The 24,366-nt window shown below is 64.1% G+C and carries 20 protein-coding genes; 6 read left to right on the top strand and 14 right to left on the bottom strand.

Translation table 11 applies throughout. From position 1 onward, the window contains the following. Window positions 1-13: 13 nt before the first annotated feature. From kdpB to HYR72_00860, 4 genes are all read right to left on the bottom strand, one after another. Window positions 14-2,107 carry a potassium-transporting ATPase subunit KdpB gene (gene kdpB, locus HYR72_00875; GenBank protein MBI1813508.1) on the bottom strand — a complete coding sequence of 698 codons (2,094 nt, stop codon included), beginning with the start codon at window positions 2,105-2,107 and terminating at the stop codon, window positions 14-16. A gap of 16 nt (window positions 2,108-2,123) precedes the next feature. After that, window positions 2,124-3,926, bottom strand: a complete 1,803-nt coding sequence (gene kdpA, locus HYR72_00870) for a potassium-transporting ATPase subunit KdpA (protein ID MBI1813507.1) — start codon at window positions 3,924-3,926, stop codon at window positions 2,124-2,126. Next, a complete protein-coding gene (gene kdpF, locus HYR72_00865) occupies window positions 3,926-4,015 on the bottom strand; it encodes a K(+)-transporting ATPase subunit F (GenBank protein ID MBI1813506.1) in 90 nt (29 codons plus the stop codon). The genes kdpA and kdpF overlap by 1 nt, the downstream gene beginning before the upstream one ends. 339 nt (window positions 4,016-4,354) lie before the next feature. Continuing rightward, on the bottom strand, window positions 4,355-4,564 hold the full coding sequence (locus tag HYR72_00860; protein ID MBI1813505.1) for a hypothetical protein: 210 nt from the start codon (window positions 4,562-4,564) through the stop codon (window positions 4,355-4,357). Between the two features lie 321 nt (window positions 4,565-4,885). Between HYR72_00860 and HYR72_00855 the strand changes: the two genes are divergently transcribed. Then, window positions 4,886-6,913, top strand: a complete 2,028-nt coding sequence (locus HYR72_00855; GenBank protein ID MBI1813504.1) for an amino acid permease — start codon at window positions 4,886-4,888, stop codon at window positions 6,911-6,913. On the opposite strand, the gene HYR72_00850 is transcribed toward HYR72_00855, so the two are convergent. The 6 genes from HYR72_00850 to HYR72_00825 form a co-directional block, all read right to left on the bottom strand. Next, entirely contained in the window at window positions 6,903-7,478 is a 576-nt protein-coding gene (locus HYR72_00850) for a DedA family protein (protein MBI1813503.1), read from the bottom strand. The two genes, HYR72_00855 and HYR72_00850, sit on opposite strands and share 11 nt — an antisense overlap. Before the next feature lie 428 nt (window positions 7,479-7,906). Beyond that, window positions 7,907-9,661, bottom strand: a complete 1,755-nt coding sequence (locus HYR72_00845; GenBank protein MBI1813502.1) for an ABC transporter permease subunit — start codon at window positions 9,659-9,661, stop codon at window positions 7,907-7,909. A 20-nt stretch (window positions 9,662-9,681) separates the two neighbouring features. Beyond that, window positions 9,682-11,031, bottom strand: coding sequence for a nitrate/sulfonate/bicarbonate ABC transporter ATP-binding protein (locus tag HYR72_00840; protein MBI1813501.1), 1,350 nt, complete (start codon window positions 11,029-11,031; stop codon window positions 9,682-9,684). A 19-nt stretch (window positions 11,032-11,050) separates the two neighbouring features. Continuing rightward, window positions 11,051-12,898 carry an APC family permease gene (locus tag HYR72_00835; GenBank protein MBI1813500.1) on the bottom strand — a complete coding sequence of 616 codons (1,848 nt, stop codon included), beginning with the start codon at window positions 12,896-12,898 and terminating at the stop codon, window positions 11,051-11,053. Window positions 12,899-13,199: 301 nt separating this feature from the next. Beyond that, on the bottom strand, window positions 13,200-13,622 hold the full coding sequence (locus HYR72_00830; GenBank protein ID MBI1813499.1) for a hypothetical protein: 423 nt from the start codon (window positions 13,620-13,622) through the stop codon (window positions 13,200-13,202). Beyond that, the gene (locus HYR72_00825) at window positions 13,619-14,044 is read right to left on the bottom strand and encodes a MaoC family dehydratase N-terminal domain-containing protein (GenBank protein ID MBI1813498.1); all 426 of its coding nucleotides are present in this window, start codon (window positions 14,042-14,044) and stop codon (window positions 13,619-13,621) included. The genes HYR72_00830 and HYR72_00825 overlap by 4 nt, the downstream gene beginning before the upstream one ends. A 236-nt stretch (window positions 14,045-14,280) precedes the next feature. Between HYR72_00825 and HYR72_00820 the strand changes: the two genes are divergently transcribed. Together HYR72_00820 and HYR72_00815 are read left to right on the top strand one after the other, a co-directional pair. Further along, on the top strand, window positions 14,281-14,730 hold the full coding sequence (locus tag HYR72_00820; protein ID MBI1813497.1) for a hypothetical protein: 450 nt from the start codon (window positions 14,281-14,283) through the stop codon (window positions 14,728-14,730). A 32-nt stretch (window positions 14,731-14,762) separates the two neighbouring features. Beyond that, window positions 14,763-15,620: a GNAT family N-acetyltransferase gene (locus HYR72_00815; protein MBI1813496.1), complete on the top strand. Its 858-nt coding sequence runs from the start codon at window positions 14,763-14,765 to the stop codon at window positions 15,618-15,620. A gap of 47 nt (window positions 15,621-15,667) precedes the next feature. Here the strand turns inward: HYR72_00815 and HYR72_00810 are convergent, their stop codons facing one another. The 3 genes from HYR72_00810 to HYR72_00800 all read right to left on the bottom strand — a co-directional run bounded on the left by HYR72_00810 (window position 15,668) and on the right by HYR72_00800 (window position 18,693). After that, on the bottom strand, window positions 15,668-16,294 hold the full coding sequence (locus HYR72_00810; protein ID MBI1813495.1) for a glutathione S-transferase family protein: 627 nt from the start codon (window positions 16,292-16,294) through the stop codon (window positions 15,668-15,670). Window positions 16,295-16,390: 96 nt separating this feature from the next. Continuing rightward, window positions 16,391-17,467 carry a Zn-dependent alcohol dehydrogenase gene (locus HYR72_00805; protein ID MBI1813494.1) on the bottom strand — a complete coding sequence of 359 codons (1,077 nt, stop codon included), beginning with the start codon at window positions 17,465-17,467 and terminating at the stop codon, window positions 16,391-16,393. A 230-nt stretch (window positions 17,468-17,697) separates the two neighbouring features. After that, entirely contained in the window at window positions 17,698-18,693 is a 996-nt protein-coding gene (locus tag HYR72_00800) for an LLM class flavin-dependent oxidoreductase (GenBank protein MBI1813493.1), read from the bottom strand. A gap of 765 nt (window positions 18,694-19,458) precedes the next feature. Between HYR72_00800 and HYR72_00795 the strand changes: the two genes are divergently transcribed. The 3 genes from HYR72_00795 to HYR72_00785 all read left to right on the top strand — a co-directional run bounded on the left by HYR72_00795 (window position 19,459) and on the right by HYR72_00785 (window position 22,828). Then, window positions 19,459-21,606: a sulfatase-like hydrolase/transferase gene (locus HYR72_00795; GenBank protein MBI1813492.1), complete on the top strand. Its 2,148-nt coding sequence runs from the start codon at window positions 19,459-19,461 to the stop codon at window positions 21,604-21,606. Window positions 21,607-21,682: 76 nt separating this feature from the next. Continuing rightward, a complete protein-coding gene (locus tag HYR72_00790; protein MBI1813491.1) occupies window positions 21,683-22,123 on the top strand; it encodes a nuclear transport factor 2 family protein in 441 nt (146 codons plus the stop codon). 213 nt (window positions 22,124-22,336) lie between these two features. Next, window positions 22,337-22,828 (top strand): ester cyclase, encoded by a 492-nt coding sequence (locus tag HYR72_00785; GenBank protein ID MBI1813490.1) that lies wholly within the window; start codon window positions 22,337-22,339, stop codon window positions 22,826-22,828. Between the two features lie 24 nt (window positions 22,829-22,852). Here HYR72_00785 and HYR72_00780 read toward each other — a convergent pair whose 3' ends face one another. Then, window positions 22,853-24,049, bottom strand: a complete 1,197-nt coding sequence (locus HYR72_00780; protein ID MBI1813489.1) for a cytochrome P450 — start codon at window positions 24,047-24,049, stop codon at window positions 22,853-22,855. Between the last annotated feature and the right edge of the window lie 317 nt (window positions 24,050-24,366).

Genomic DNA, 24,366 nt, shown 5'->3' with positions numbered 1-24,366 from the left:
GTGCCCTCCTTGCTCAGGCGAGACCCAGCGTGACGAGAATCACGTCGATCACCTTGATGCCGACAAACGGCGCAATGATCCCCCCCAGCCCGTAAATCAACAGGTTGTCGCGCAAGAGCGTCGCCGCCGGTACCGCGCGATAGCGCACGCCGCGCAGGGAAAGCGGAATGAGTGCGATGATGATGAGCGCGTTGAAGATGACGGCGGACAGGATCGCGCTCTGCGGGGTCGCCAAGCCCATGACGTTGAGCATTCCGAGTACCGGATAGGTGCCGGCGAACGCAGCCGGGATGATGGCGAAGTACTTGGCGACGTCATTGGCGATGCTGAAGGTCGTGAGGGCGCCGCGGGTGATCAATAACTGCTTACCAATTTCGACGATCTCGATCAGCTTGGTCGGGTTGGAGTCGAGGTCGACCATGTTGCCGGCCTCCTTCGCCGCCTGCGTCCCGCTATTCATGGCGACCGCGACATCGGCCTGCGCCAGGGCCGGCGCGTCGTTGGTGCCATCACCGGTCATTGCGACTAACCGCCCGCCCTTCTGGTAGTCGCGAATGAGCTCGAGCTTTCGCTCCGGCGTGGCTTGCGCGAGAAAGTCGTCGACGCCGGCTTCCGCGGCGATGGCCGCAGCCGTGAGCGGGTTGTCGCCGGTGATCATCACGGTCTTGATACCCATCCGGCGCAGCTCGGCGAAACGGTCCTTGATGCGCGTCTTGACGATGTCCTTCAACTGAATGACGCCGAGCACCCGCGCGCCCTCGGCGACCACCAGCGGCGTCCCGCCTTCTCGCGCGATCGTCTCCACGGCGGTGCGCACGGCGACCGGAAAGCGCCCGCGCAGGCCCGTGACATACTCTTCGATCGCGTCGGCGGCGCCCTTGCGCACTTGGCGGCCGTTCATGTTGACGCCGCTCATGCGCGTCTGTGCGCTGAACGGGACAAAGTGCGCCCCGAGCGTGTGCACGTCGCGTTCGCGCAGGCCGTACTTCTCCTTGGCGAGCACAACGATACTGCGGCCCTCGGGCGTCTCGTCGGCCAACGAGGCGAGCTGTGCGGCGTCCGCGAGTTGTTCCACCTTCACGCCCTCAGCCGGTAGGAACGCTGTCGCTTGACGGTTGCCCAGGGTGATGGTGCCGGTCTTGTCGAGCAGGAGCACGTCGACATCTCCGGCCGCTTCAACGGCGCGACCGGAGATGGCGATCACATTGGCCTGGATCATCCGGTCCATGCCCGCGATACCGATTGCCGAGAGCAGACCGCCGATGGTGGTCGGAATGAGGCACACCAGGAGTGCGGCGAGCACCGTGACCGTGATCGGCGTTCCGTGACCCGCTTCGGTGACGGCATACATGGAGAACGGCAGCAACGTGACCGTCGCCAGCAAGAAGATGATGGTCAGGGCCGCGAGCAGGATGTTGAGCGCGATCTCGTTGGGCGTCTTCTGGCGCCGCGCGCCCTCGACCATGGCGATCATGCGATCGAGAAAGGTTTCACCTGGATCGCTGGTGATGCGCACGACGATCCAATCGGACAACACTCGCGTCCCGCCGGTCACGGCGCTGCGGTCGCCGCCGGCTTCGCGGATGACCGGGGCGCTCTCGCCGGTGATGGCGCTCTCGTCGACCGAGGCGATGCCGACGACAATCTCACCGTCGCTTGGGATGAAGTCGCCGGCGGGGACGAACACGGTGTCGTTGCGGCGCAGCGCACCGCTGGAGGTCATCGTGAAGCGCGCGCTGGTGGGATCGAAGCGGTTGGCGTCGGGCGCTTGGTCGAGCTTCTTGGCGGCGATGTCGCGGCGCGACTTGCGGAGTGCGTCAGCCTGAGCCTTGCCGCGGCCCTCGGCCATCGCTTCGGCGAAGTTCGCGAATAGGACCGTGAACCACAGCCATAGCGAGACCGCGAAGATGAAACCTGCAGGCGCCTCGCCATGACCTCCGAGTGCTTGGAAGTAGAGGACCGTCGTGATGACGCTACCGACGAGCACGACGAACATGACGGGGTTCTTGAATTGGTGCCGCGGGTCGAGCTTCTGCAACGAGGAAATGATGGCGCCGCGGACGATCTCGGGATCGAGCAACGAACGGGCTTTCGCATGGGTCGACATGAATAGCTCCCTCGGATCACGCCAGCATCATCAAGTGCTCGACGATCGGACCCAGTGCGAGCGCCGGAATGAAGGTGAGCGCCCCGACGATGATCACCACGCCGATCAACATCACGACGAACAGGGGCGTATGTGTAGGCAGAGTCCCCGGACTCGCCGGTACGAGTTTCTTCTGGGCGAGCGAGCCGGCGATGGCGAGCGTCGGGATTGCCAGCCAGTAGCGGGCAAACAGCATCGCGATGCCGCCGGTCAAGTTGTAGTACGGCACGTTGGCGTTGAGCCCGGCGAAGGCGCTACCGTTGTTGTTCCCCATCGAGCTGAACGCGTACAGGATCTCACTGAAGCCGTGGACACCGTTGTTGGCGCGGCTCGCAAGGCCGGCGGGCACGACGACGGCGAGGGCGGTGAGGCCGAGCACGAGTACCGGCGGGATCAGGATGACGAGCGACGCCATCTTCATCTCGTAGGCCTCAATCTTCTTTCCGAGGTATTCCGGCGTGCGTCCGACCATGAGGCCGGCGACGAACACGGCGACGATCGCGAAGATCAGCATGCCATACAGCCCCGAGCCGACGCCACCGTAGATGACTTCCCCGAGCTGGATCATGAAGATCGGCACAAGTCCGCCGAGCGGCGTGAAGGAGTCGTGCATTGCGTTGACGGAGCCGTTGGATGCGGCGGTCGTGGCGGTTGCCCACAGCGCAGAGTTGACGATGCCGAAGCGCACCTCCTTGCCCTCCATGTTGCCGCCGCTCTGCAGGTTACTGGCGATTTGGTCGGCACCGAGCGCGGCGAGGCGCGGCGTGCCGCGCTGCTCCGACCAGACGCAGACGGCGAGGAAGACGACGAAGATCAGCGTCATCGCCGCCAGGATCGCCCAGCCTTGCCGCGTGTCGCCGACCATTTTTCCGAACGTGTAGCAAAGGGCCGCCGAGATCACGAGAATCCCCAGCATCTCGATGAAGTTCGATAGCGGCGTCGGGTTCTCGTACGGATGGGCCGAGTTGACATTGTAGAAGCCGCCACCGTTCGTCCCCAATTGCTTGATCGCGACTTGCGACGCTGCGGGTCCCATCGGCAACGTCTGCTCGGTCAAGGCGACCGTTTCGGTCTTCGGCTGTCCGTGCTCGTCGAGGATCGCGTTGCCGTCAGCGTCCTTGATGGGATTGCTGTACGACGTCGGCTGAACCAGCGTGACAGTTGTGTAGGGACTGAAATTCTGCACCACTCCCTGCGATACCTGGACCAGCGCCCAGAGCAGCGACAGCGGCAGCAGGATGTAGAGCGTGGTGCGCGTGAGATCGACCCAGAAGTTGCCGATGAGCTTGTTGGTCGCCTGGCGCAGACCTCGAATGAGCGGCAGCAGCACGGCAATGCCGGCCGCCGCCGACACGAAATTCTGCACGCTCAAGCCGACCATTTGGGTGAGATAGCTCATCGTCGACTCGCCGCCGTAGCCCTGCCAGTTGGTGTTGGTGGCGAAGCTGACGGCGGTGTTGAACGACGAGTCCGGCGTCACGGCGCCGAGCTCTTGCGGGTTGAGCGGCAGCACGCCCTGCAGGCGCTGAAGCGCGTAGACGACCAGCAGGCCGAGCAGGTTGAAAAGCATCATGGCAAGCGCATACGTTCGCCATGTCATTCCCTGATCGGGATCAACACCGCAGACTCGGTAGATGAGGCGTTCGGCTGGGCCGAGCACGCGATCGACAACCATGGGCGGGCCATCGAATACGCGGGCCATGTAGGACCCAAGCGGCTTCGCCAAACCCAAGAGGACCACGAAGTAGAAAACGAGTTGCAGATATCCGTTCGCGTTCATCAGAACCACTCCGGCTTCAGGAGCGCGATGAACAAATAGACGAGCAACGCGAGCGAGATCACCCCGCCGACGGCATACAGCACAGTCATTCGAAGAACCTCCTACAGCTTCTCGCAGAGAACGATGAGTCCCCAGGAGAGAGCGAAGAAGACAACGGTTACCCCGAGGTAGAGAGCGTCCATGTGATCTCCTTTCGAATGCAGGGGAGCAGCAGCCGTGCCAGGACGACGTTTGGTTGAGCTCGCAACGTGTTTCTCATGCCTGAACGGCTGGGTTTGCAGATTGAATGCTATGGTCGTGCGCTCTGCACGGCAGATTGAAATCCGCGACCCGGGGGAGGAGATGCACCGGCCCACACTCGAGTGGACGGCGCGTGCGGATCGCACGCGCAGATCGTTGGCACGCAACGGGTTCGACGGTCTGCGGAGCTAGAAGACGAAGCGACGATCCATGGCGCGCACGTTGCGCGAGGTCGCTGTCGGTCGAGTAGCAGCCGGCACCAGTGGCCGACTCTCCAACTCCCTGCTGGTGGGCTGGGCAAGCCTCCGGTCGCGAGGCGCTGATCGACCCTGGTCCCACAGCAGCCACACCGAGTAGGCGTAGGTGATGGCCATGAGGATGTAAGTCGCGAGTGCCATGTCGACTTGCGTACGCAGTCGTCGTGCCACGGGCTGCGCGTGCCCTTCGCTGCGGTTCTGAATCACGGCCGGCGCATTCGATTGCAGAGTTCACGAGGGCCTTCTTGCGATTCGCATTGCGACGCAGTGCCGGCGCCGGCGCGGGAGTCCCACGCTCGCAGAGCGTGCATTTTGCAGGAGCAGTCTTCGTGCGTATTGCACGATGCAGAGTGCGTGAATCTGCATCGTGCAATCCCGTGCACGGCTCTTCTGGGCATCCTCGTTCGGCATGGACCACGCTGTAGGTGTCGGCGTGGTGCACGGAGAGGATGGAATCTTGAGATGGCTCTAGCTTTGAAAACGGCTTCGCCGAGCGAGGCGGATGCCGCACCGCGCAGCGCTCACCCGCAGATCATTGTCGTGACCAGTGTGTTGCTGGTGTTCATTTCATTCTGGCGGGCGGCGGCGATCGTGCTCTGCGATATGGCGTCGACCGCCTATTACATCGGCGGCATCGTCGAGCACGCCATCGGCAAAGCGGCGCCGTGGTACATCGGCGCGGTCATGCTGTTTGCCTACGCGGTACGCGGCGTTTACGTCGAGTCATGTGCGATGTTCGTGCGCGGCGGCGTCTACCGCGTCGTCAAGGAGGCGATGGGCGGCACGCTGGCCAAGCTCTCAGTTTCGGCGCTGATGTTCGACTACGTGCTCACCGGCCCGATCAGCGGCGTTTCCGCGGGGCAGTACATCGTCGGTTTGGTGAACGAACTCCTTGTCGTGCTGCACGCGCCGTTCGTGCTGCCGCCCGGCGCGTCCTCGGCGGTGATCGCGATCGCGATCACGCTCTACTTTTGGCATCAGAACATCCTCGGTATCGAGGAGTCGAGCGACAAGGCGATGAAGATCATGGGCGTCACCACGGTGATGGTGGTGGTCATGATGGTGTGGTGTGGGATCACGATCTGGATGCGTGGGGCGACGCTGCCGCCGTTTGATCTGCACTTCAGCGACGACGCGCTCGGCTGGCTCTCCGGCAACCGCTGGGCGAAGCAAGTCGGTGCGCTCGGGATCGTGATCGCATTCGGTCACTCGATCTTGGCGATGAGCGGCGAAGAGTCACTGGCGCAGGTGAATCGCGAGATCGCCTATCCCAAGGTGAAGAACCTGGTTCGCGCCGGGTTCATCATCTTTCTTTACAGCATGCTGATGACCGGGCTGATCTCGTTTTTCGCGGTCTTGATCATTCCGGACGACGTGCGCATGAGCACCTATAGCGACAACCTGATCGGCGGCCTGGCGATGTACGTGGTGGGACCGCTGTCGGTGCGGTTGGCCTTGCGTGTCTTCGTCGTAATCGTGGGCTTCCTCATCCTGGCGGGCGCGGTGAATACGGCCATCGTCGGTTCGAACGGCGTGCTCAATCGCGTCGCCGAGGATGGCGTGCTGCCCGACTGGATCCGCCATCCGCACGGCCGCTACGGGACGACCTATCGGATCATCAACCTCGTCGTCATCCTGCAGGTCTTCACCATCATCGCTAGCGGCGGCGATGTGTACGCCCTCGGCGAAGCCTACGCGTTTGGCGTCGTGTGGAGCTTCGTCTTCAAGGCGCTGTCGATGGTGATGCTGCGCTTCAAGGACCGGCGCCCGCGCGCCTGGCGCGTGCCGCTCAATCTCCAAGTCGGGAAGCACGAGTGGCCGATCGGGCTCGCGTTGATCTTTGTTGTGCTCTTGGCCGTGGCGCTCATGAATCTCGTCACCAAGCGGGTCGCGACCGAATGGGGCGTTGCGTTCACCGTCGCGTTCTTCGTCCTCTTCCTGCTGAGCGAACGATGGTCGCGACACCGCTCGCCTGATCAACTGCATCTGGAAAAGTTCAATATCCGCCGAACGCCCGAGATTGACCCGGCGCAGATCGGACTGTCCGGCAAAGCCCGCAAATTGGTACCGGTGCGCGATCCGAAGAACCTCAGTCACCTCGATCGCGCGTTGACGGAAGCGGAGCACGACGACATTGACGTGATCGTCGTCACCGTCAAGATCGAGCGCGGCCTCGACGCTAACGGTACGGAGACTCACTTCTCAGCTGACGAGCAAGCGATCTTCACCGCGGTGGTCAATCGCGCCGAGGAACACGGCAAGACCGTCACGCAGATGGTGCTAACGTCCAACGACATGTTGTTCGCGATTGCGCGGGCGGCCCGCGAGTTGGAGGCCAGCGAGGTGATCTTCGGTCGCTCGGCGAAATATACGCCCGACTTTCAGCTCGAATCGTTCGCGCTGCGTTGGGGCGCGGTCGAGCCCGACGGCACACACGAGATCTCAGTGCGTGTTGCATCGGAACAAGAAGATCACGCGTTCACGATCTGAGGGCGGTCGATTCGCGGCGCAGGCGCGAGCGCATCGCGCGCCGGATCAACAACACCGCGGTAGCGGTCACCAGCAGGGCCGCCAGCAGCCAGTGTTCGGCCCGCTTCATGTTGCCGAGCAGCATCGCCGCGCTGCCACTGAACATGAAGCCCGCGGCGACGAAGACGGTCGACCACAGGGCGCAGCCGAGGAAGTCCAGCGCGATGAAGCGACCGAACGGCAGCCGGTTCATGCCCCAGAACAGCATGCTGGGCACGCGCGCACCGAATACGAATCGTGCGCCGGTCACCTCCCACACCCCGATGCGTTGCGCGAGTCGTTCGATGAACGGACCGACGCGGCGATAGATCGCGCTGTCGCGCATCGCGGCGGCGCGGCTGCGACCGACGCCATACCACATCCAATCGGCCGTCAGTGCGCCGGCGCAGGTTGTCACGATGGCGGTGGATAGCGAGAAAAAGCCGAGATGTGCCACCACGCCGGCGAGCAGCGCGCAGACATCACCTTCCAGTGCGACACCGGCGAACACCGCGAGGAGTCCGTAGCGAACTAAGAAGTCTTCCATTCGATGTACGCTGGGGATGCGAATAGCAGACCGAGGCGTGCCGATGCCATCCGCGGAGGCACGGTGACTAGATTAGCGAATGACGGAGTTCGTGGCGCAGCAATGATGAGTCGTGCTCCGGCGTTTGCTGCGCGCTTCGATCGGCGCAGCACGAAGTGCTGTGCAGCACGTCGCCGGGAGAATGCCGTGTAACCTCCTGCGCGCGCCGCAACGCCGCGCGTCAATCAGTTCTTCGCACGCCACATTCTGAACACTCGCGCATCATGGGCGGGCGCGCCGGCGGTGTTTCGATTGCTCAGCATGGTGGGCGTGCAACTTGCTCAGCGAGGCACTGGGATGCGGTGGCGGATGCTGATCGGCTTTGCGAAGTGTGGTGGGGTGGTGCTGTCGGGGCGGGTTCCCCCAAACTCGCCCCGACAGTGATGAGACTAGCGATTCAAACTGAAGCGGTCGTCGGCGAGTCGATAGAGCCGGTGCCACACGGTGCGGTTCAGTGCGACTAGCGCGAGCGACATCGTCAGCACACCGGCGGCGAGCAGCGGGAAGTCGGCCGCGGCCGTGGCTTCGGTGATCAGCGAACCCAACCCCGGCGCGATCAATGTCTGATCGCGATAATGAACGTACTCGGCGACGATGCTGGCGTTCCACGCACCGCCGGCGGCGGTGATCAGCCCGGTCACGAGGCTGGGAAAGATCGCGGGCAAGTACAGTGTCCGCCAGCGCGCCCAACGGCTGAGGCCGTAGACTTCGGCCGCTTCTCGAAGGTCTTGCGGCATCGCGCTGGCGCCAGCGAGCACGTTGAAGAGCACGTACCACTGCGCGCCGAGCAGCATCAGCACCACACAGCCCCACGAGAAGTTGATGCCGAGCGCGAGAATGACCAACGTGACGACGGGAAAGATCATCGGGGCTGGGAATGCCGCAGCGATCTGAATCAGTGGCTGCAACATCCGCACGCGTTTTGGCGACAGCCCAATCCAGACGCCAACCGGCACGGCCCAGAGCGCGCTGAGCGTGAGCGCGGTTGCGGTGCGCAGAAAGGTGAGCGCAAGCGCGATGAGGAGCCGCAGCCACTCGTGTAGCGCGAGGGCGGCGAGCAGACGCACGAGGTGGGTGACGCCCCACAGCGTGAGGCTTCCAAAACCGACGGCCGCGGCGATTCCAGCGCCGCGTTGCAACCACAGTTGCCGCGACAACGGACTCGCGAGGCTGGGGACCGACCGCGCCGCGCGGCGAGATTCCAAACGCATCGCGATGCGTCGAAGCTGCGTTTCAATCCATGGCAACACGCGCGAACGCCGCAGCAGGTCGAGCGCCCATGAAGTGGGCGCCTGCGCGGTCCCGGTCTCTTCGACTTTGAATTTCTGCGCCCACGCCAGCGCGGGACGCCAGAGCAATTGATCGACCGCCACGATCATCGTGATCATCGCCACCACCGCCGCGGCCATCGCCCGGGCATCGCCACGCTCGATCGCCACGCTCATGTAGGCACCGATCCCGGGCAGGCGAAAGTCGCGGTCGCCGAGCGTGAAGGCTTCGTTCACGGTGAGGAAGAACCAACCCCCGGCCATCGACATCATCGAGTTCCAGACCAGGCCGATCATCGCCGACGGCACCTCGACGGTGCGGAAGCGCTTCCACCAGCCGAAGCGATACACCTGCGCGGCCTCGCGCAGCTCGGTCGGAATCGCGCGCAACGCACCGTAGAAGGCGAAGGTCATGTTCCACACTTGGCCGGTGAAGATCATCACGATGCAGGCGAGCTCCAGGCCAATATTCGAGTGCGGAAACAGTGCCACCATGCCGAGCACGAGCCCAGGCAGGAACCCGAGCACGGGGATGCCTTGGAGGATGTCGAGCACCGGGATCATCACGCGCTCCGCCCGCCGACTGTACGCGGCTACCGTGCCGTAGGTCAGAGTGAAGATCAGCGAGAGGATGTAGGCGGCGACGCCGCGCGCGAGTGACAGCAGCGTGTACTTCGGCAGCGCCCACACCGATAGATCGATGTCGACGGTCGGCCGCAGCGGCGCCTCCCAACGGCGTGCGAGCGCGACGAGGCCGGCGATCAGTGCACCTAACCCGAGGAGCAACAGCGCATCGACCCACGAGAAGCGGGAACGGACCGGCGGGTGCGCGGTCGTCGCGGGCGTGGTTGCCGTGGGCGTGGTTGTCGTGGGAATGATGGCGGCCGCCAGCGGAGTCACGCGCGCAACCCATCCATCGGTCCGGCCGTACTCTCCACGTCGAGGTAGACGGCTTGCGTTGCCGAATCGTAGCCGAGCAGCTCGGCGTAGCGACCCCACGTGACAATGGTGTCGAACAGCGGCTGCGGCGGTTCGTTGGGCAGATGCATCGCCAGTTCTTCTTGCACGATCTCGGCAGGCAGGTGCAGCTTGGGGGCCGTGCGCAGGCGCTCGACCAAGAACGCGAACGTCGGTACTTTGCGCAGCTGTCGGTGAAAGATGCGCTTGCGCGTGTTGGCATCGGCGGCGGCAAGGAACTCGCGGCCGAGGGCCGTGAGCAGCACGTCTTGCTTCGGCGTATCGACGAGGTCCAGCAATTCGGCCGCGTTGATCGCCAACAGCACATGCCCCAGTTCGAGTCGCAGGCGGGTCGCCAGTTCGAAGATGTTGATGTGGTCGCCATGATCGTGGACGACTTCGAGCAAGCCGATGATCTCCCCAATCTGAACGAACGGCACCGGTTCCGGCACCGGTGCCGCCGTTGGTGGCGCGATCGGGCGTTCCGGCAGGTGAATCTGCGTGACCAGTTCGTGAATCTCGTCGACCAGGGCGACGAACGCGGGATCGCGATACTCGCGCGGGTGGGGCAGGGGGTTCATCACCACTTCGCGGATGCAGCCCGGGTTGGCGCCGAGAATCACGATGCGATCGGCGAGGAACACCGCTTCATCTATGAGATGCGTGATCAGCAGCATGCTCTTGAGGCCGAGATCGCCGCGCGACCAGAGTCCGTACACTTCAGAGCGCAGCGATTCGGCGGTGAGGACATCGAGCGCCGAGAACGGTTCGTCCATGCACAGGATCTCCGGCCCGCCGACGAACGCGCGGGCGATGCCGACGCGTTGCTTCATGCCGCCGGAGAGTTCCTTCGGATACGCCTCTTCGAAGCCTTCGAGGCCAACGAGGTCGATGGCGTGACGGATGCGCTCGGCTTCGTCGGTTGGCGTGAGCCCTTTGCGGTGCAGGCCGACGCGCACGTTGTCGTGAACCGTGAGCCAGGGGTAGAGGGCGAAGTTCTGAAACACGATCGCCGCGCCGGGATGCAGCCCGTGCAACGGCTGTCCGTGGCACAGCACCGCGCCGCTGGTGGCGGGCACCAGCCCGGTGAGGATGCGCAACAGCGTCGACTTGCCGCAGCCCGACGGGCCGAGCACGGCCACCACTTCACCCGCATGGATGGCAAGCGAGATGTCCTGCAGCACCAGTCGTTCGCGACCGTCGGTGGTGAAGGACTTGGAGATGTGTTGCACCTCGGCGATCGCGTCCGCCGGTTTCGGGACCGATGCGGCGATGCGATCGTTAGGCACGCGATGCTCCGTGCGCGACTCAGCCGGTAGTGCGCGCGCTGGCCGGCGGCGGCTGATACTCGATGGCGAATTGCAGCTTGGGGAACAACTTGGGAAGCCGCGTCATGTTGGCCACGAACACGCCGGTCGCCATGCGGTCGAGCCATGACGACATCGGCCAGCCCAAATGAATGTGGACGTCCTGGCCGTTGAATTCCTCCTGCAGCAGAGCCAGCATCGCTGCGATACTGCGATAGACCCCGCCCTGGTTGGGAAAGCGATAGTGATTGCGCGCCAGTTTCTCTGGCATACCTTGGCGCGGCGAGAAGAACGTGATGAAGGCCGCGCCGCCGCCGTCGGCCGTCACATCGCGCTCACCCGGGCGCCGAAAGAAGAGGTGCAGCGGCCCCTCGGTCTCGGCAAGTTCGAGGATCATCTCCATCGGATAGTCGCTGCGCCGGACCTCCTGCCTCTCGGGACCGTAGCGGCGCGAGAAGGGAATCCCCGCTGCCAGGAGTACTGTCACCACCGCTGCCCACATGGCGGTGCCGTACGGTTTGTGGAACGCAAGATAGATGAAGCAGGCTACCAGGATCAATTCGAGGACGAACGTGCCGACGCGGGAAGTGTAGTACTCGCGGATGTCGGCAGTGCCGCGGAAGTAGCGATAGATCAGCAGGCAGCCAATGTTGATGCAAAAGCTCGCCAGTAGCCCGATCGCGTACATGTCGGCCAGTAATTCCTGCGAGCCGCTGGTGATAACGATGACGGCGGAGTACAGCGCGCCGTTGATAATGTGGATGCGGTAGAGCGAAGCGCGCCGATTCGTCTCGATCAGCCAGCCGAAGTGGTAGCGATGGCCGACTCGTTCCAACAATTCGCTCGAGGCGACGTAGGCGGTGTTCACCGCCATGATCAGGATGATACTGCCGAACACGCCGACGACGACGCCGAACGGCGCGTTGCCGACCACGCTGGCCCAGTGCGGAATCAGATCGCCTTCGTGGGCGGCGAAATCAATCGGGGCGGACAATGCCAACGCGGTCACCACCGGCGTGACGATCCCGACCGTGAGGGCAAGGAACCAATAGGCGCGCGCGATGTCGCGCCAACTCTCGACCAACCCTGCGGTCTGCAGCACCGACTCGATGCCGGAGTAGGCCAGTACGCAACTGGCGACGCCGATGGTGACCACTTGAATGGCGTGCGCAAGACCGTTGCTGCCGATGTCGCTGATCACGCCGGTGGCGCTTCCCAACATGATGCCCGGGCTCGGCGGCGTGATGTTCAGCAGGCCGAGGGCGATGAGGTTGACGAACACCACCGCGGCGCCAAGGAAGATGCCGAAGGTCACGCGCGCGTTCTCGCGGATGCCCATGATGTTGAGGCCGGCAACACCCCAAATGATCCCCAGCACCATGGCGTGCGCGGTCATCGGTCCGAGCATTACGAACGTCGTGCCGTTGGTGACGGCACTCACCGTCGAGATGCAGGCGGTGAGAATGTAGTCGACCATGATCGACGCGACCGCAACGAATGATGCGATCGGGCCGAGGACGAAGTACGAGAACGAGTAGACGCCGCCGCCGCGCACGTTGTTGCGTTCGAGGATCTGCCCGATCTCGACCATGCGGCTGGAGAGGAACCGCATCAGCAACGAGGTGAACGCGATGAAGAAGATCGCTTGCGCACCGATGAAGCGGTGGGCCTCGGCGGGCGCGTAAAAGACCGAGGTCAGCTCGTCCATCAGCGTGATCACGCCGGTGGCGAGCCAGGTGACGTACCACTTGCCGCCCTTGGCGAATCCCAACAATCCCTTTTGGCGCAGCACGAAGGCGCAGGCGATCGCCAGGCCAACGTTGATGATGAACAGAACCAGCGAAGTCATGATGTCCGGGATAGCGTCCTGCGCTCGATCGAATGGATTGAAGTGAGTGTGGGTGGCGCCGAAGTGCGCCGGAGCCTAGCAACTCGCCGAGTCGCTTGCCAGTGGGCAAGACGGCCCTCGATACGATCGCGTCGCGATGTACTCGGGCAAAGGGATATTGGACTCTCCCGGGAAAAAGGCCGCTTCCCCGAGTAGCCGCACTGAGTAGAAGCCGCAGGCTTCGTATCGAAGGGCGGCGTATCGAGGGGCCGGTGGTCTTGCAAAGCCTGTCAGTGGCCGCTGCCTCATCTGGGGCGTCGCTTCATCTCGCTCGGTAGAGCGTAGCCGTTCCCGTAACCGCGCGCTCGCCGTGTGTCCGATCGGGTTGCGAGTCCTGATGCTCGATAAGGACGTCGCACACCAGGCGCTCGCCGTCGGGCATTTCGTGATGTTCGGTGATGGCGCCGCGGAAGACCAGCGACCGGTCAATCGGCGTCGGCACGCGGAAAGTGGTGCTTAGGCGTTCGAGACGCCAGCCGGGCAACTCGACGCGCAGAAAGCGCTCGATGAATGCCGTCAGCATCGGCCCTGGGACGATGATATCGGCAAAACCGAGTCGCTGCGCGTACGCGGCGTCGGTGAAGAGCTGCTCGCGCATCTGACCGGCGCCCACATAGGCGGCGACCTCCGCCGCGGAAACAGCGGCACGTGGCCGCGGACCCAGTTCGTCCCCGAGGCCGATCATCGATCCTGACTTCCCCGTTGCCGCACGATCTGGTGCTCGATCACGCGGGTCACCAGTTCGCCTCGCTGGTCGCGAATGTCGGCCTCGCGCACCACCACCGTCAACGCGCCGGTGCGGCCGCTCTTCTCGAACACGTCGGTAATGCGGGCGCTGATGCGATAGGTTTCGCCCGTTCGAATGGCCTGATGAAATTCCATGTCGTGACCGCCGTACACACCGAACATGCCGGGCGGCAACTCGATCTCCGGCGTCATCCCACGCCGCAACACCAGGCAGAAGGTTGGCGGCGCTTCGTGCAGCGACCCGGCGAGGGTCTCGTCGTCACCGACCGCGCGCGCGTAGGTGGCGATCATTTCGGCCGTCACCGTGACTTCACCCAGGTCGACATCGCGCCCCAGCAACTCGCGTGGAACTGTGATCACGCTCCGCACCGTGCCGCGTGTTGGTCGTGGTTGCAAGCCGCCTGTTTTTCCTCCGGCGAAGAATGGTGCGACCCCCTCCCATTCGTGATTCCGGCGAAAGCCGGAATCCAGGATCGCGCCCCACACCCCGCCTGGATACCGGCTTTCGCCGGTATGACGGACCCACTGCCCCAGACCATTGCGCGAAGCCCGCCTGGCCTTTTTTTTTCTCACGCCTCGTGCTTTAGGGACGAGCCATGTTGGCCAATCGCGCGCTGCGCAGCGAAACCCGAACCCTGTGGAGCGGTGTCCTCACTTTCTCGTTCGCCCTTGCGTTGATGGTGCCGGGCTGCTCGAAACCCGACGAATCACGACAAGTCGCCGACCGCTTCATGACGATCTACTACGTGCAGATGAACGTGGCGGATGCCGTCAAGCTGTGCGGCGGCGCTGCGAAGACGAAGCTTGAAGGCGAGCTGCAAGCGCTTCAAGGGGTGGCGCCCGACGCAGCATCGGGCAAGCCCAGCGTCGGCTTCAGCCTCGCCTCCGAAGCGCAGACGAGCCCGACCCAAGCGACGTACGCGTACAACGTGAACGCGCGTACGTCGGACGTCGGCAAGATTGTCGCCTCACTCACGCTCGCCAACGACGGCGGACACTGGCTGGTGACGACATTTGATGAGAAAGAGGGGGCGCCGACGTCGTAACCACAGCTTGTTCGCACCGTGAGAGGTGAGTCGTGAATATCACACTGCGCGAAGCCCGGCCGGAGGACGTCGAGGTCTGCGGCCGCATCTGCTACGAGGCGTTTGGTAAGATCAACGCCGAGCACAACTTCCCGCCCGACTTTCCCACGCCCGAGATCGCCAGCGGCATGCTGGCGATGATGATTGCGCACCCGGAGATCTACGTCGTGACGGCGGAGCGCGACGGGCGGATCATCGGCAGCAACGCGATGGACGAGCGCACGCCGATCGGCGGCATCGGTCCGATCTCCGTCGACCCGGCGACGCAGAACAGCGGCGTCGGTGGCCAGCTCATGCGGCACATGCTCGATCGCGCCGCTCGGCGGAAGTTTCCTGGCGTGCGCTTGGTGCAGGCCGCGTTTCACAACCGCTCGTTGTCGCTCTACACCAAGCTCGGCTTCGATCCGCGCGAACCGCTGTCGTGCATGCAAGGCCCGCCGATTGCGGCGACGATTCCCGGCTACGCCGTGCGGTTGGCGACGGCGGCGGATCTCGCCGCGTGTACGCGCGTCTGCGTGCGCGTACATGGGCACACGCGCGAAGGCGAAGTGCGCGATGCGATTCAGCAGGGCCACGCGAATGTCGTCGAACATGATGGCCGCATCAGCGGCTACAGCACCGGCATCGGCTTCATCTCGCACGCAGTCGGCGAGAGCACCGACGACATCAAGGCGCTAATCGCAGCGGCGCCGACGTTCTTCGGCCCTGGCGTCCTAGTGCCGACGCGCAATGCCGAGTTGCTCCGTTGGTGCCTCAACCACGGCCTGCGCATCGTGCAGCCGATGACATTGATGAGCGTCGGACTGTACAACGAACCGCAAGGAGCGTTTCTACCCTCGATCGCCTTCTGAGGCGCGGAGTTTCAACGACGGCCACGCGGTTCTCGCGCGGCCGGATGTCACGTCGGCGGCGCGACGGTCGCGCGCTTCCACGCAGGCAGTGCCGCGAGTCCGCTGTACCAGCGCGTGATCTCGGCATACGTCGCGAGCGGATACTGGGCTGGCTCCGCCATCGCCATTGGGGCGCCGACCGCGAAATCGGCGATGGTTAGGTCGTTGCCGAGCAGCCACTTCCGGCCTTTCAAGTGCGCGTTCAGCACAGCCGCAAATTGGTGGAAGCCGGCCTCACCCTTGGCCACCTCCGCCAGATCCGGCTCGCCTAAACCGCCGAGCTTCTTGACCACGCGCTCGAACGCCATCGGTGTGCATGCGGGGGTCCAGTGCGCGGCCTCCCACGACAACCAGCGCAGAACGTCGGCTTGACCTTTCGCGTCGGAAGGCCAGAGTCGGCTCTCAGGTTTCTTGGTGGCGAGGTAGTGCAAGATCGCGTTCGACTCCCAGAGGACGAATCCGTCGTCCTCCAGCACCGGCATCCGTTTGTTGGGATTGAGCGCTATAAACTCCGGCTTTAGCTGATCGCCGTTGAAGAGATGCACGACGCGTAGCTCGCAATCCAAGCCGAGATGGTTCGCCAGGGCGATCACCTTCATCGCTCTGGGCGATGGAGGAAAGACATGCAGTCTCATAGTGCGGTCCTCCCAGCTAGAGCAGTAGGGCAGGCGGATGCTGTAAGAAATACCGGGGACCCGCGCGGAGCGGATCCCCGGTTAACTCACGCGGCGTCAGGCGATGACGCTACGAATCACTTCACCCGCCTCCATCGCCCGGAAGGCGTCGTTGACGCCGTCGAGCTTGATGGTCTTCGACACCATCGAGCCGATGTCGAGGCGCTTGGTTTCGATCAGGTCGATGAAACGCGGGAAGTCGCGCCGCACTTGTGCCGAGCCGTATTTGCAGCCCTTCACGGTTTTCTGCTCGTAGAAGATGCCGAACGCCGGCAGCGTGAACTGTGCATCGTAGCGCGCCATACCGACGATGATGACCTCACCGCCGCGGCGCGCGAGTTGGTAGGTCGTCAGGATGGTCTCCGGCAGACCGATCACTTCGAACGCATAGTCGGCGCCGCGGCCGCCGGTGAGCGCCTTCACTTGCTCGACCGCGTCGCCCTTCGACGGATCAACAACATCGGTCGCGCCGAGCTTGAGCGCGGTCTTGCGCTTCAGTTCTTGCGGATCGATGGCGATGATGCGACCGGCACCGGCGATGCGCGCTCCTTGGATCACCGACTGGCCAACGCCGCCGCAGCCGAGCACCGCGACGCTCGATCCCGGCTTCACCTTCGCCGTGTTGAGGGCCGCGCCGACGCCGGTGGTGACCCCGCAACCGATCAGCGCGAGTTGCGCGTCGGGCAAATCGGTCTCGACCTTGACGACTGACGACTCGTTGACCGTCATGACGTTGGAGAACGTCCCCAGGCCGGTCATGCAGAAGTACATGTTGCCGTCGGGCCGAGTGCCGCGCATCGCCATCGACACTTCGTTCTCGCTCTCGCACAGTTCGGATTGATCGCGCAGGCAATGCCAGCACGCGCCGCAGGCGGGCACGAACGAGGCGACGACGCGGTCACCCTTGTGTACGCGCGTGACCTCGGCGCCAACTTCGACGACCTTCCCGGCGCCTTCGTGGCCGAGCACCATGCCGGGAGGCACCGGCACGTATCCGCGCATGATCGACAGATCAGAGTGGCAGACACCGCTCGCCCCGATCTCGACGACGACATCGCGCGGCCCGGGCGGGTTGGGCTTCAATTCCTCGAGGGCGAGGCTTTTGGGATCTCCGACGTACACTGCAGCTCTCATTGGCATCCTCCGATAGTAGGGAAATGGTGGTCGGCATCATTTAGCCTATCTGCGCACCAAAAGGGTAGAGGGTGGCGGTGGGAATTTTTTTCGAATCGATCCCCGCGGGTTCGTCATGCCGGCGAAAGCCGGCATCCAGGCGGGGGGGGGCGTGCGATCCCGGATTCCGGCTTTCGCCGGAATGACGAGCGGGGAGGTCGCGTCTTATCTTGTGCCGGTCAGACTCCTCGTCAGAGCTTGGGCAGCACGTCGTCGGTGAAGCGGCGAAAGGTCTCCTCACTCAGCGGCGCGAGCAACAGCGAATGCAGGGGCAGCTCCACTTCAAGCCGCTGCAACTCCGCGGTCACCGCGTCGGCGGTGCCGTGGATGATCACGCCGTTCAGGTAGCGCGCGACCGGATCGTTGCTGGCAAACGGCATGAAGGTTCCCGGTCCGGCCGGTGCGGTTGCCTGGACGTTCGCGTAGGAATCAGTAAGCCAGCCGGCGCCGCGCCGCGCGACTTCTTCCGCCTTGGCGGCGGTATCGGCGATCGCCACCAGTCGAGCGATCGGTACTTCACGCGTGGAGGGCTCGTGGCCCGCGGCGCGCAGCTCCGCATGATAGAGCGCGAGCTTCCGGCCGATCTCCGTGTGGGTCGAGTGCGGGTCCATCAAGATGGCGAAGCCGTCGCGCGCCGCATGTGTGATGGAATCGTCCGACGAGGCCGCGAGCCACACCGGCGGGTGCGGTTGCTGCAATGGCTTGGGCAACACTTCGACGTTCTCGAAAGCGTGAAAACGTCCAGCGAACGTCAGCCGCTCGTTGCGCCACGCGGCGAGGACGATGTCGACAGCCTCGCGAAAGCGCGCGGCGCTTTCCTGCGGCGGCACGCCGAACACTTCGAATTCCTGGCGATGAAAGCCGCGCCCGGCGCCCCAGTTCACGCGCCCGCCCGAGAGCACGTCGAGCAGCGCCACCTCTTCAGCGAGTCGCAGCGGATGATAGAACGCCGCCAGCGACACCGCCGTGCCGATGCGGATGCGGCGCGTGCGGGCCGCCGCCAACGTCGCCATCATGTGGATCGAAGGGCACACGCTGAACGATTGGAAATGATGCTCAGCGAACCACACCGCCTCGTAGGCCGAGCGGTCCATGATCTCGATGCGATCGAGGACGCGCTCGTAGACGCTGCGAATCGGTACCCGGCGATCCGGCCAGGAGAAAAATTGCAAGACGCCGACTTTCACGCGGCAGCTCCTACTACACATCCGCTCGGCACCAAAGCGGCGCATGGCTTCGTGCCTTCCCGAACCAGACCTGAGGTCCGGCAGGCGTCGACATCACTCCATCGCTCGAGTCGTCTCGCACAGATTCAGCGCGGAAGAGGTCTAACGAGTGATCTCCTCATCCGCCTGTCGGCCGGATCGGGGGCGCCCATGGCTCGATACATGACCTCGGCATCGCGCAGACCCGCTTCCAAGATCGTCCGATCGTTACAGCCAGACACGCGCGCTTCCGCTTCGCGCGATCGCGGCAGCAGCGAGTTGCCGTCGTTCTGGCGCACTAGCTCGCGCGCTTCCGCGATGACGGCCGTGATCTCGTGCTCCGGCGCGCCGGCACGGACGAGGGCCTCTGCCAACGCGGTGCGAGCGACGATTCTCTCGTCCGCATCCGGCGAAATGCACGCGTCCCTCCCGTGACCCTCGATAAGAGCTAACCGGGCAAGCCACTATCCGCGTAGGTCCGTGTTACGGCTCGTACGGCAATCGAGATCGCATACTCGCCCCCATGGGGTCACGTCCACCCGTGCTAAGAGGCGCCCCACTTCGGCCGGGCCGCCCGCCCGTCTGGGCAGGGAGTTGGCGTTCTCTCCAGATTCGTCAAGATTCTGCTGTCGGGGGGTACAGCTCTGGCGAAGTGGAACGGTCGTCGATCGGACGGCAAGGCATGTGCACAAGCCGGCGGTCATGCAAACTAGCGGCACCATTCGATCTATAGTGAGGACCGTATCGATGGCGCGCCAGGCCATCGCCGTAGCACTGGTCGCCCTGCTGGCCTGCGCGCTGCCGGGTTGCGGCGGCAGCGTCGTGCCGCAACAAACGACCGTCGCCGCACCGAATATCCTGTTCGTCATCATGGACGACGTCGGCATCGACCAGATGCGGCTCTTCGGGTACGGCGGAGAGACGCCGCCGCGCACGCCGAACATCGATCAACTCGCCGGCGCCGGCATTCGCTTTCACAACGCGTGGGCGATGCCAGCGTGTACAACCAGCCGCGCGGTGATCTTCGAGGGCCGCTTTCCACTGCGCACCAACGTCCTGGGCGCATTGGGCCCCAACGATCTGGCGAACTCGATGGTCTCGCCGTACGAGATGACGACGCCGAAACTGCTGGCACAACGCGGATACGACAGCGCGCTGTTCGGCAAATTTCATCTCGGCCTTCAGGGGCACAACCCGGCCGGTTACGGGATGCCGCATGACCTGGGCTGGAACTATTTCGCTGGCTGGCTCGATGAGACCGGCGACCCATCGTCGATCGACACCACGGCCGGCGGCGTGGCGCCGCCCGGGACTTGGTCGTGCGGCTTCGTGCGCGGCGGCGCCGCCGGCGGCGCGGATTTCGGCGCCTGCTACATGGCCGACGGCACCTGCAGCTCGCTGGCAAGTAGTGGCCCGATCCCGCCGGGGCGCACTTGCCGGGACCGTGGCGGAATCTTCGATCCGGGTACGAGCTGTACGGTGCCGCGACCGGACTATCTCAACTTCGCCACATTGAGTGGTCACTATGTGTCACCGCTAGTGCTCAATTTCGAGGACGGCTCGGTCGAACAGGTGCCCGCGTCTGATCCGCGGGCGCGACGTTTTCGGGCCACCGCCGATGTCGACGCCGCGGTCGGCTGGATCAAAGCGCGCCCTGCCGGTCGGCCCTGGATGGCGACGGTCAGCTTCGCCTCGGCACATACTCCGGTCATGCAACCACCGCCCAGCGAGCTGCCGTCGGGTAACGCGGACAGCAGTGGCCTGGATTGCGCCGACGCTGCCGACCAGCGAGTGGTGACGAACTTGATGATCGAGTCGCTCGATGCCGAGGTGGGCCGCCTGCTGGTGGAGACGGGACTCGCGCGGCACGCTCGAGATGGCCGGTTGATCTACCGACCCGGACAGACCGACACGATGGTCATCCTCGTCGGTGATAACGGAACCCTGGGGACGGTCGTCAAAGCGCCGTTTGACGTCTCGCGCGCCAAGGGCACGGCGTATCAGACCGGCGTCTGGGTACCGCTGATCGTCGCCGGACCGTTGGTGAAGCAGCCCGATCGCGTCGTCTCGCACATGGTGAACGTCGCGGACCTCTATGCGCTGTTCGGCGAGATCGCTGGGATCGACAACGTCCAGCAGGCGGTGCCGCGGCCGATTGACGCCGTCGCCATGCTGCCCTACGTGGTGAACCCACAGCAAGCTAGCATCCGTCACTGGAACTTCACCCAGATCGGCAATAACCTGCAGGCCAACGGTGCCATCAACGGTCCGTGCGTCATCTCCGGCGGCTGCACGCAGATCCCGGTCTCGAAGAGCGTGTGCGAGGACAACAACGGCGTCTGGTGGGGCCCCGGCGCGGACGATCCGCTGACGGCCGGCATCCCGTCCACGGGTTATCAGTTCTGCTGTCAGGTGAACGCGTTCCGCGCCGCGCAGGACGAGTCGTTGTACAACATCACGCCCTTGTCGGCCGTTGGCATTCGCAACGATCGCTACAAGATCGTGGAGAACACCTCGCCGATCTACGAATCGGCCGAGGCGCCGTGCGTGGAGACTACCGACGTCGAGTTCTACGAGATCAACGAGGCCAGTCCGCTGCCAAGAATCGACCGCGAAGGCACTGAGCTTTCCCTGGGTTCACTGACCCCCGAGCAGCAGCGCAATTACAACGAACTCTCGGCGCAACTGAACGCGCTCATCGCTTCCGCGCCCGAGTGCCCCGGCGATGGCAACATCGACCTCGTCGTCAATCAGCAGGATCTCGACGATTGGCGCTTCTACAGCCAATCGAACGGCCTTTCGAGTGTCTACGACCTGAACCTCGACGGCGTGACCGACACGGCCGATCAGTCGATCATCGAGCAACACCTGGGACTGGATTGCCAGGCCTCTTGAAGGACAGGAGAAGAAGGAGACGCATATGAGAAGGACACTGACAGCACGTTGGTCGATTGGCGTATTGGCGGTCGCGATGTTGGCGCTGGCGCGCACCACGCATGCGTCCGCCGCCGACGAGAAGGCGGTGGGCGAGGCGACCGCGCGGTTCTACTCGGCCCTGAACACGATGTTCACGGGCGACGTGGGTCCGATGAAGGAGGTCTGGTCGCATGCGGCCGACGTGACGTACATGGGGCCCGGCGGTGGGTTCCAGGTTGGCTGGAGCCAGGTGCAGGCGACCTGGGAGGAACAGGCGGCCAGAAAACTCGGCGGTGCGATCAAGCCCGAAAGGATGCAGACCACGGTTGGCCGCGATGTCGCGATCGTCAGTACCTACGAACAGGGAGAGAATACCAACGCCGACGGTCAACCGGCGAAGGTTTCGATTCGAGCGACGAACCTGTTTCGCAAAGAAGGCGGGAAATGGCGGATGATCGGACATCACACCGATCTGCTGCCCTTCTTGCAGAAGTGAGAGTCTGTGAGGACTCTTCCCCTCGCCGTGTCGGAGAGGGTCAGGGGGAGAGGTTTGCAAGATGGAACACTGCTTCACGCCTCACGGCCAAAACTACGCCAGGGCGCCTATAACCTCTTGAGGGCAGAGCGGTGCTCCGCCCTTCCACCGCGCGTGGAACCGTCGCGCGAGATTTGTTTTCACCAACTCTGAGTGATTGGAGTGGAGGAACTCATGACGCAACACGAGATGGAGCATCTGTGGGATGAGCACATCCGCCACGAGTTCGTGACGAAGGATGTGGAGGCCACCATGGCGACGATGGTCGAGGATCCGTCGGTTCATAACGTGCCGGTCAACACCGGTGGCACCGGCAAGGCGCAGGTACGAGCCTTCTACCGTGACGTCTTCATCGGCTCCTGGCCTGATGACCTGCAGATGACCACGACGAATCGTGTCTACGGATGCGACCAACTGGTCGAGGAAATCCATGCGCGCTTCACGCACACGAACCGGATGGACTGGTTCCTGCCCGGCGTACCGGCGACGCATCGCGTCGTCGAGGTCGACTTCGTGGTGATCGTCCAGTTCCGCGACGGCAAGCTGGCGTGCGAGCGGATCTACTGGGACCAGGCCACGGTGCTGCGTCAGGTTGGTCTGCCCTCAATCGTTGGTTGTGAGGTTGGCAGCGGCACTACCGACTGCGCTCCGCCGACTGCCTACTAACGATGTACCGGTCGAGCCTTCCGCTCAAGCCGCGCCGCGCACGGCGACAGGCAGCGACTCCCAGCCGCGGCTCACTGCGGCGCGCAGGCGACGGCCGCGCGCGACGTCGACGCGCGAGTCACCGAGGCGGGTGGTGAGTTCCTCGAAGGCAACGCGGCCCATCAGACGTGCCAGCGCCGCGCCGATGCAGTAGTGCGCGCCGTAGCCGAAGGCGAGGTGGCGCTCGAGGCCGCGGTCGAGATCGAGGCGGTCGGGATCGGCAAACTCGCGCTCGTCGCGGTTGGCGGCGCCAAACATCAGCAGCACCTTCTCGCCCGCTGGGATGGTGACTCCGTGCAGAGTGACCGCGCGCGTGGTGGTGCGACACAGCCCAGCTACCGGTGTCTCCAGGCGCAAGAATTCTTCAATCGCTGATGGGATCAGTCCCGGCTCGACGACGAGGCGACGCGCGGTCTCGGGGTGCGCGGCTAGCAGAGCCATGCCGTTAGCGATGAGATTTGTCGTTGTCTCGATTCCGCCGACCACGATGTTGAAGCAGAAGCCGAGGATCTCCTGCGTCGTCAGATGAACGCCGTCGATCTCGGAGGCGATCAGCGTACCGATCAGATCGTCGGTTGGCGCGCCGCGGCGGCACTCGATGAGATCGTGGAAGTAGGCGTACAACTCGCGCACCGCGCGATGATGCTCCTGGTGGAAGGCGGCGCCGCTGGTGCCGGCAACCACCGCGCCAGCCCAGTGATGGAAGCGCGTGCGATCGGTCTCCGGTACGCCGAGGAAGCGGCCCACCATCGCCGTCGGCACCGGTACGGCCACATTGGTCACCAGATCGCCGGCGCGTGCGGCGCGCACCGCGTCGATCTTCTCGACGATTCCCGCGCGCACCTCCGGCTCGAGGTCGGCCACGCGCTTCGGTGTCAGGCCGCGATTGATCAAGCGGCGCAGCTTGGTGTGGTCGGGCGGATCGGTGGTCACCATCATTGGCAGCACACCGGCTTGTTCGGCGGCGGCCGGATCCCAGGTCAGGCCTTGCCGGGAACAGAACACGTCGTGGTCGTCGAGCGCTGCGTAGACATCGGCGAAGCGGCTCAGCGCCCAGAAGCGCAGTCGTTCTTGCCGATAGACCGGGCACTCGTCGCGCAAGCGCCGGTAAAGCGGGTAGGGATCGAGTTGCGTCTGCTCGTCCTCGGGATCGTAGAGGAGATCAGTTGGTGCCGGGCGCATGCGGCGGTCATACAGGGGAGAGCTTCTCGTGCGCAAGGAAGGAGCCGCGGACGAGCGCCGCCGGATCAGGTGGGAGCGAGCGCATCGCGTGACTCAGTCGTCGTTCAGTAGCTCGACGCCAACGATGCAGCCGCCCCCCGTCTTTCTCTTGCCCGTAACAGCGAACAGCCTAACAACCTAACACCTATAAGGGCTCCGCTTGTCAAGAAGACGAGACGGTAGCGTCACGGGGGCGGGGTGGCTCTCGTGTAGATCACTGACGCGTCGGTACCGCGGGTCGTGTGCTGACTTCGTTTCGCAGCGGGCACAGACACTGT

The sequence above is a fragment of the Deltaproteobacteria bacterium genome (assembly GCA_016178705.1).
Taxonomy (GTDB): Bacteria; Desulfobacterota; Binatia; order HRBIN30; family JACQVA1; genus JACOST01.
Note: the sequence above shows the minus strand (reverse complement) of the source record. Positions and strands in the feature narration are given on the sequence as shown.

Coding starts and splice junctions, on each gene's coding strand:
- HYR72_00790 (MBI1813491.1), top strand. CDS start 21,683: ATGTTGGCGCTGGCGCGCACCACGCATGCGTCCGCCGCCGACGAGAAG.
- kdpA (MBI1813507.1), bottom strand. CDS start 3,926: ATGAACGCGAACGGATATCTGCAACTCGTTTTCTACTTCGTGGTCCTC.
- HYR72_00855 (MBI1813504.1), top strand. CDS start 4,886: ATGGCTCTAGCTTTGAAAACGGCTTCGCCGAGCGAGGCGGATGCCGCA.
- HYR72_00785 (MBI1813490.1), top strand. CDS start 22,337: ATGACGCAACACGAGATGGAGCATCTGTGGGATGAGCACATCCGCCAC.
- HYR72_00805 (MBI1813494.1), bottom strand. CDS start 17,467: ATGAGAGCTGCAGTGTACGTCGGAGATCCCAAAAGCCTCGCCCTCGAG.
- HYR72_00780 (MBI1813489.1), bottom strand. CDS start 24,049: ATGCGCCCGGCACCAACTGATCTCCTCTACGATCCCGAGGACGAGCAG.
- kdpF (MBI1813506.1), bottom strand. CDS start 4,015: ATGACTGTGCTGTATGCCGTCGGCGGGGTGATCTCGCTCGCGTTGCTC.
- HYR72_00850 (MBI1813503.1), bottom strand. CDS start 7,478: ATGGAAGACTTCTTAGTTCGCTACGGACTCCTCGCGGTGTTCGCCGGT.
- HYR72_00820 (MBI1813497.1), top strand. CDS start 14,281: ATGTTGGCCAATCGCGCGCTGCGCAGCGAAACCCGAACCCTGTGGAGC.
- HYR72_00835 (MBI1813500.1), bottom strand. CDS start 12,898: ATGACTTCGCTGGTTCTGTTCATCATCAACGTTGGCCTGGCGATCGCC.
- HYR72_00795 (MBI1813492.1), top strand. CDS start 19,459: ATGGCGCGCCAGGCCATCGCCGTAGCACTGGTCGCCCTGCTGGCCTGC.
- HYR72_00810 (MBI1813495.1), bottom strand. CDS start 16,294: ATGAGACTGCATGTCTTTCCTCCATCGCCCAGAGCGATGAAGGTGATC.
- HYR72_00860 (MBI1813505.1), bottom strand. CDS start 4,564: ATGGCACTCGCGACTTACATCCTCATGGCCATCACCTACGCCTACTCG.
- kdpB (MBI1813508.1), bottom strand. CDS start 2,107: ATGTCGACCCATGCGAAAGCCCGTTCGTTGCTCGATCCCGAGATCGTC.
- HYR72_00830 (MBI1813499.1), bottom strand. CDS start 13,622: ATGATCGGCCTCGGGGACGAACTGGGTCCGCGGCCACGTGCCGCTGTT.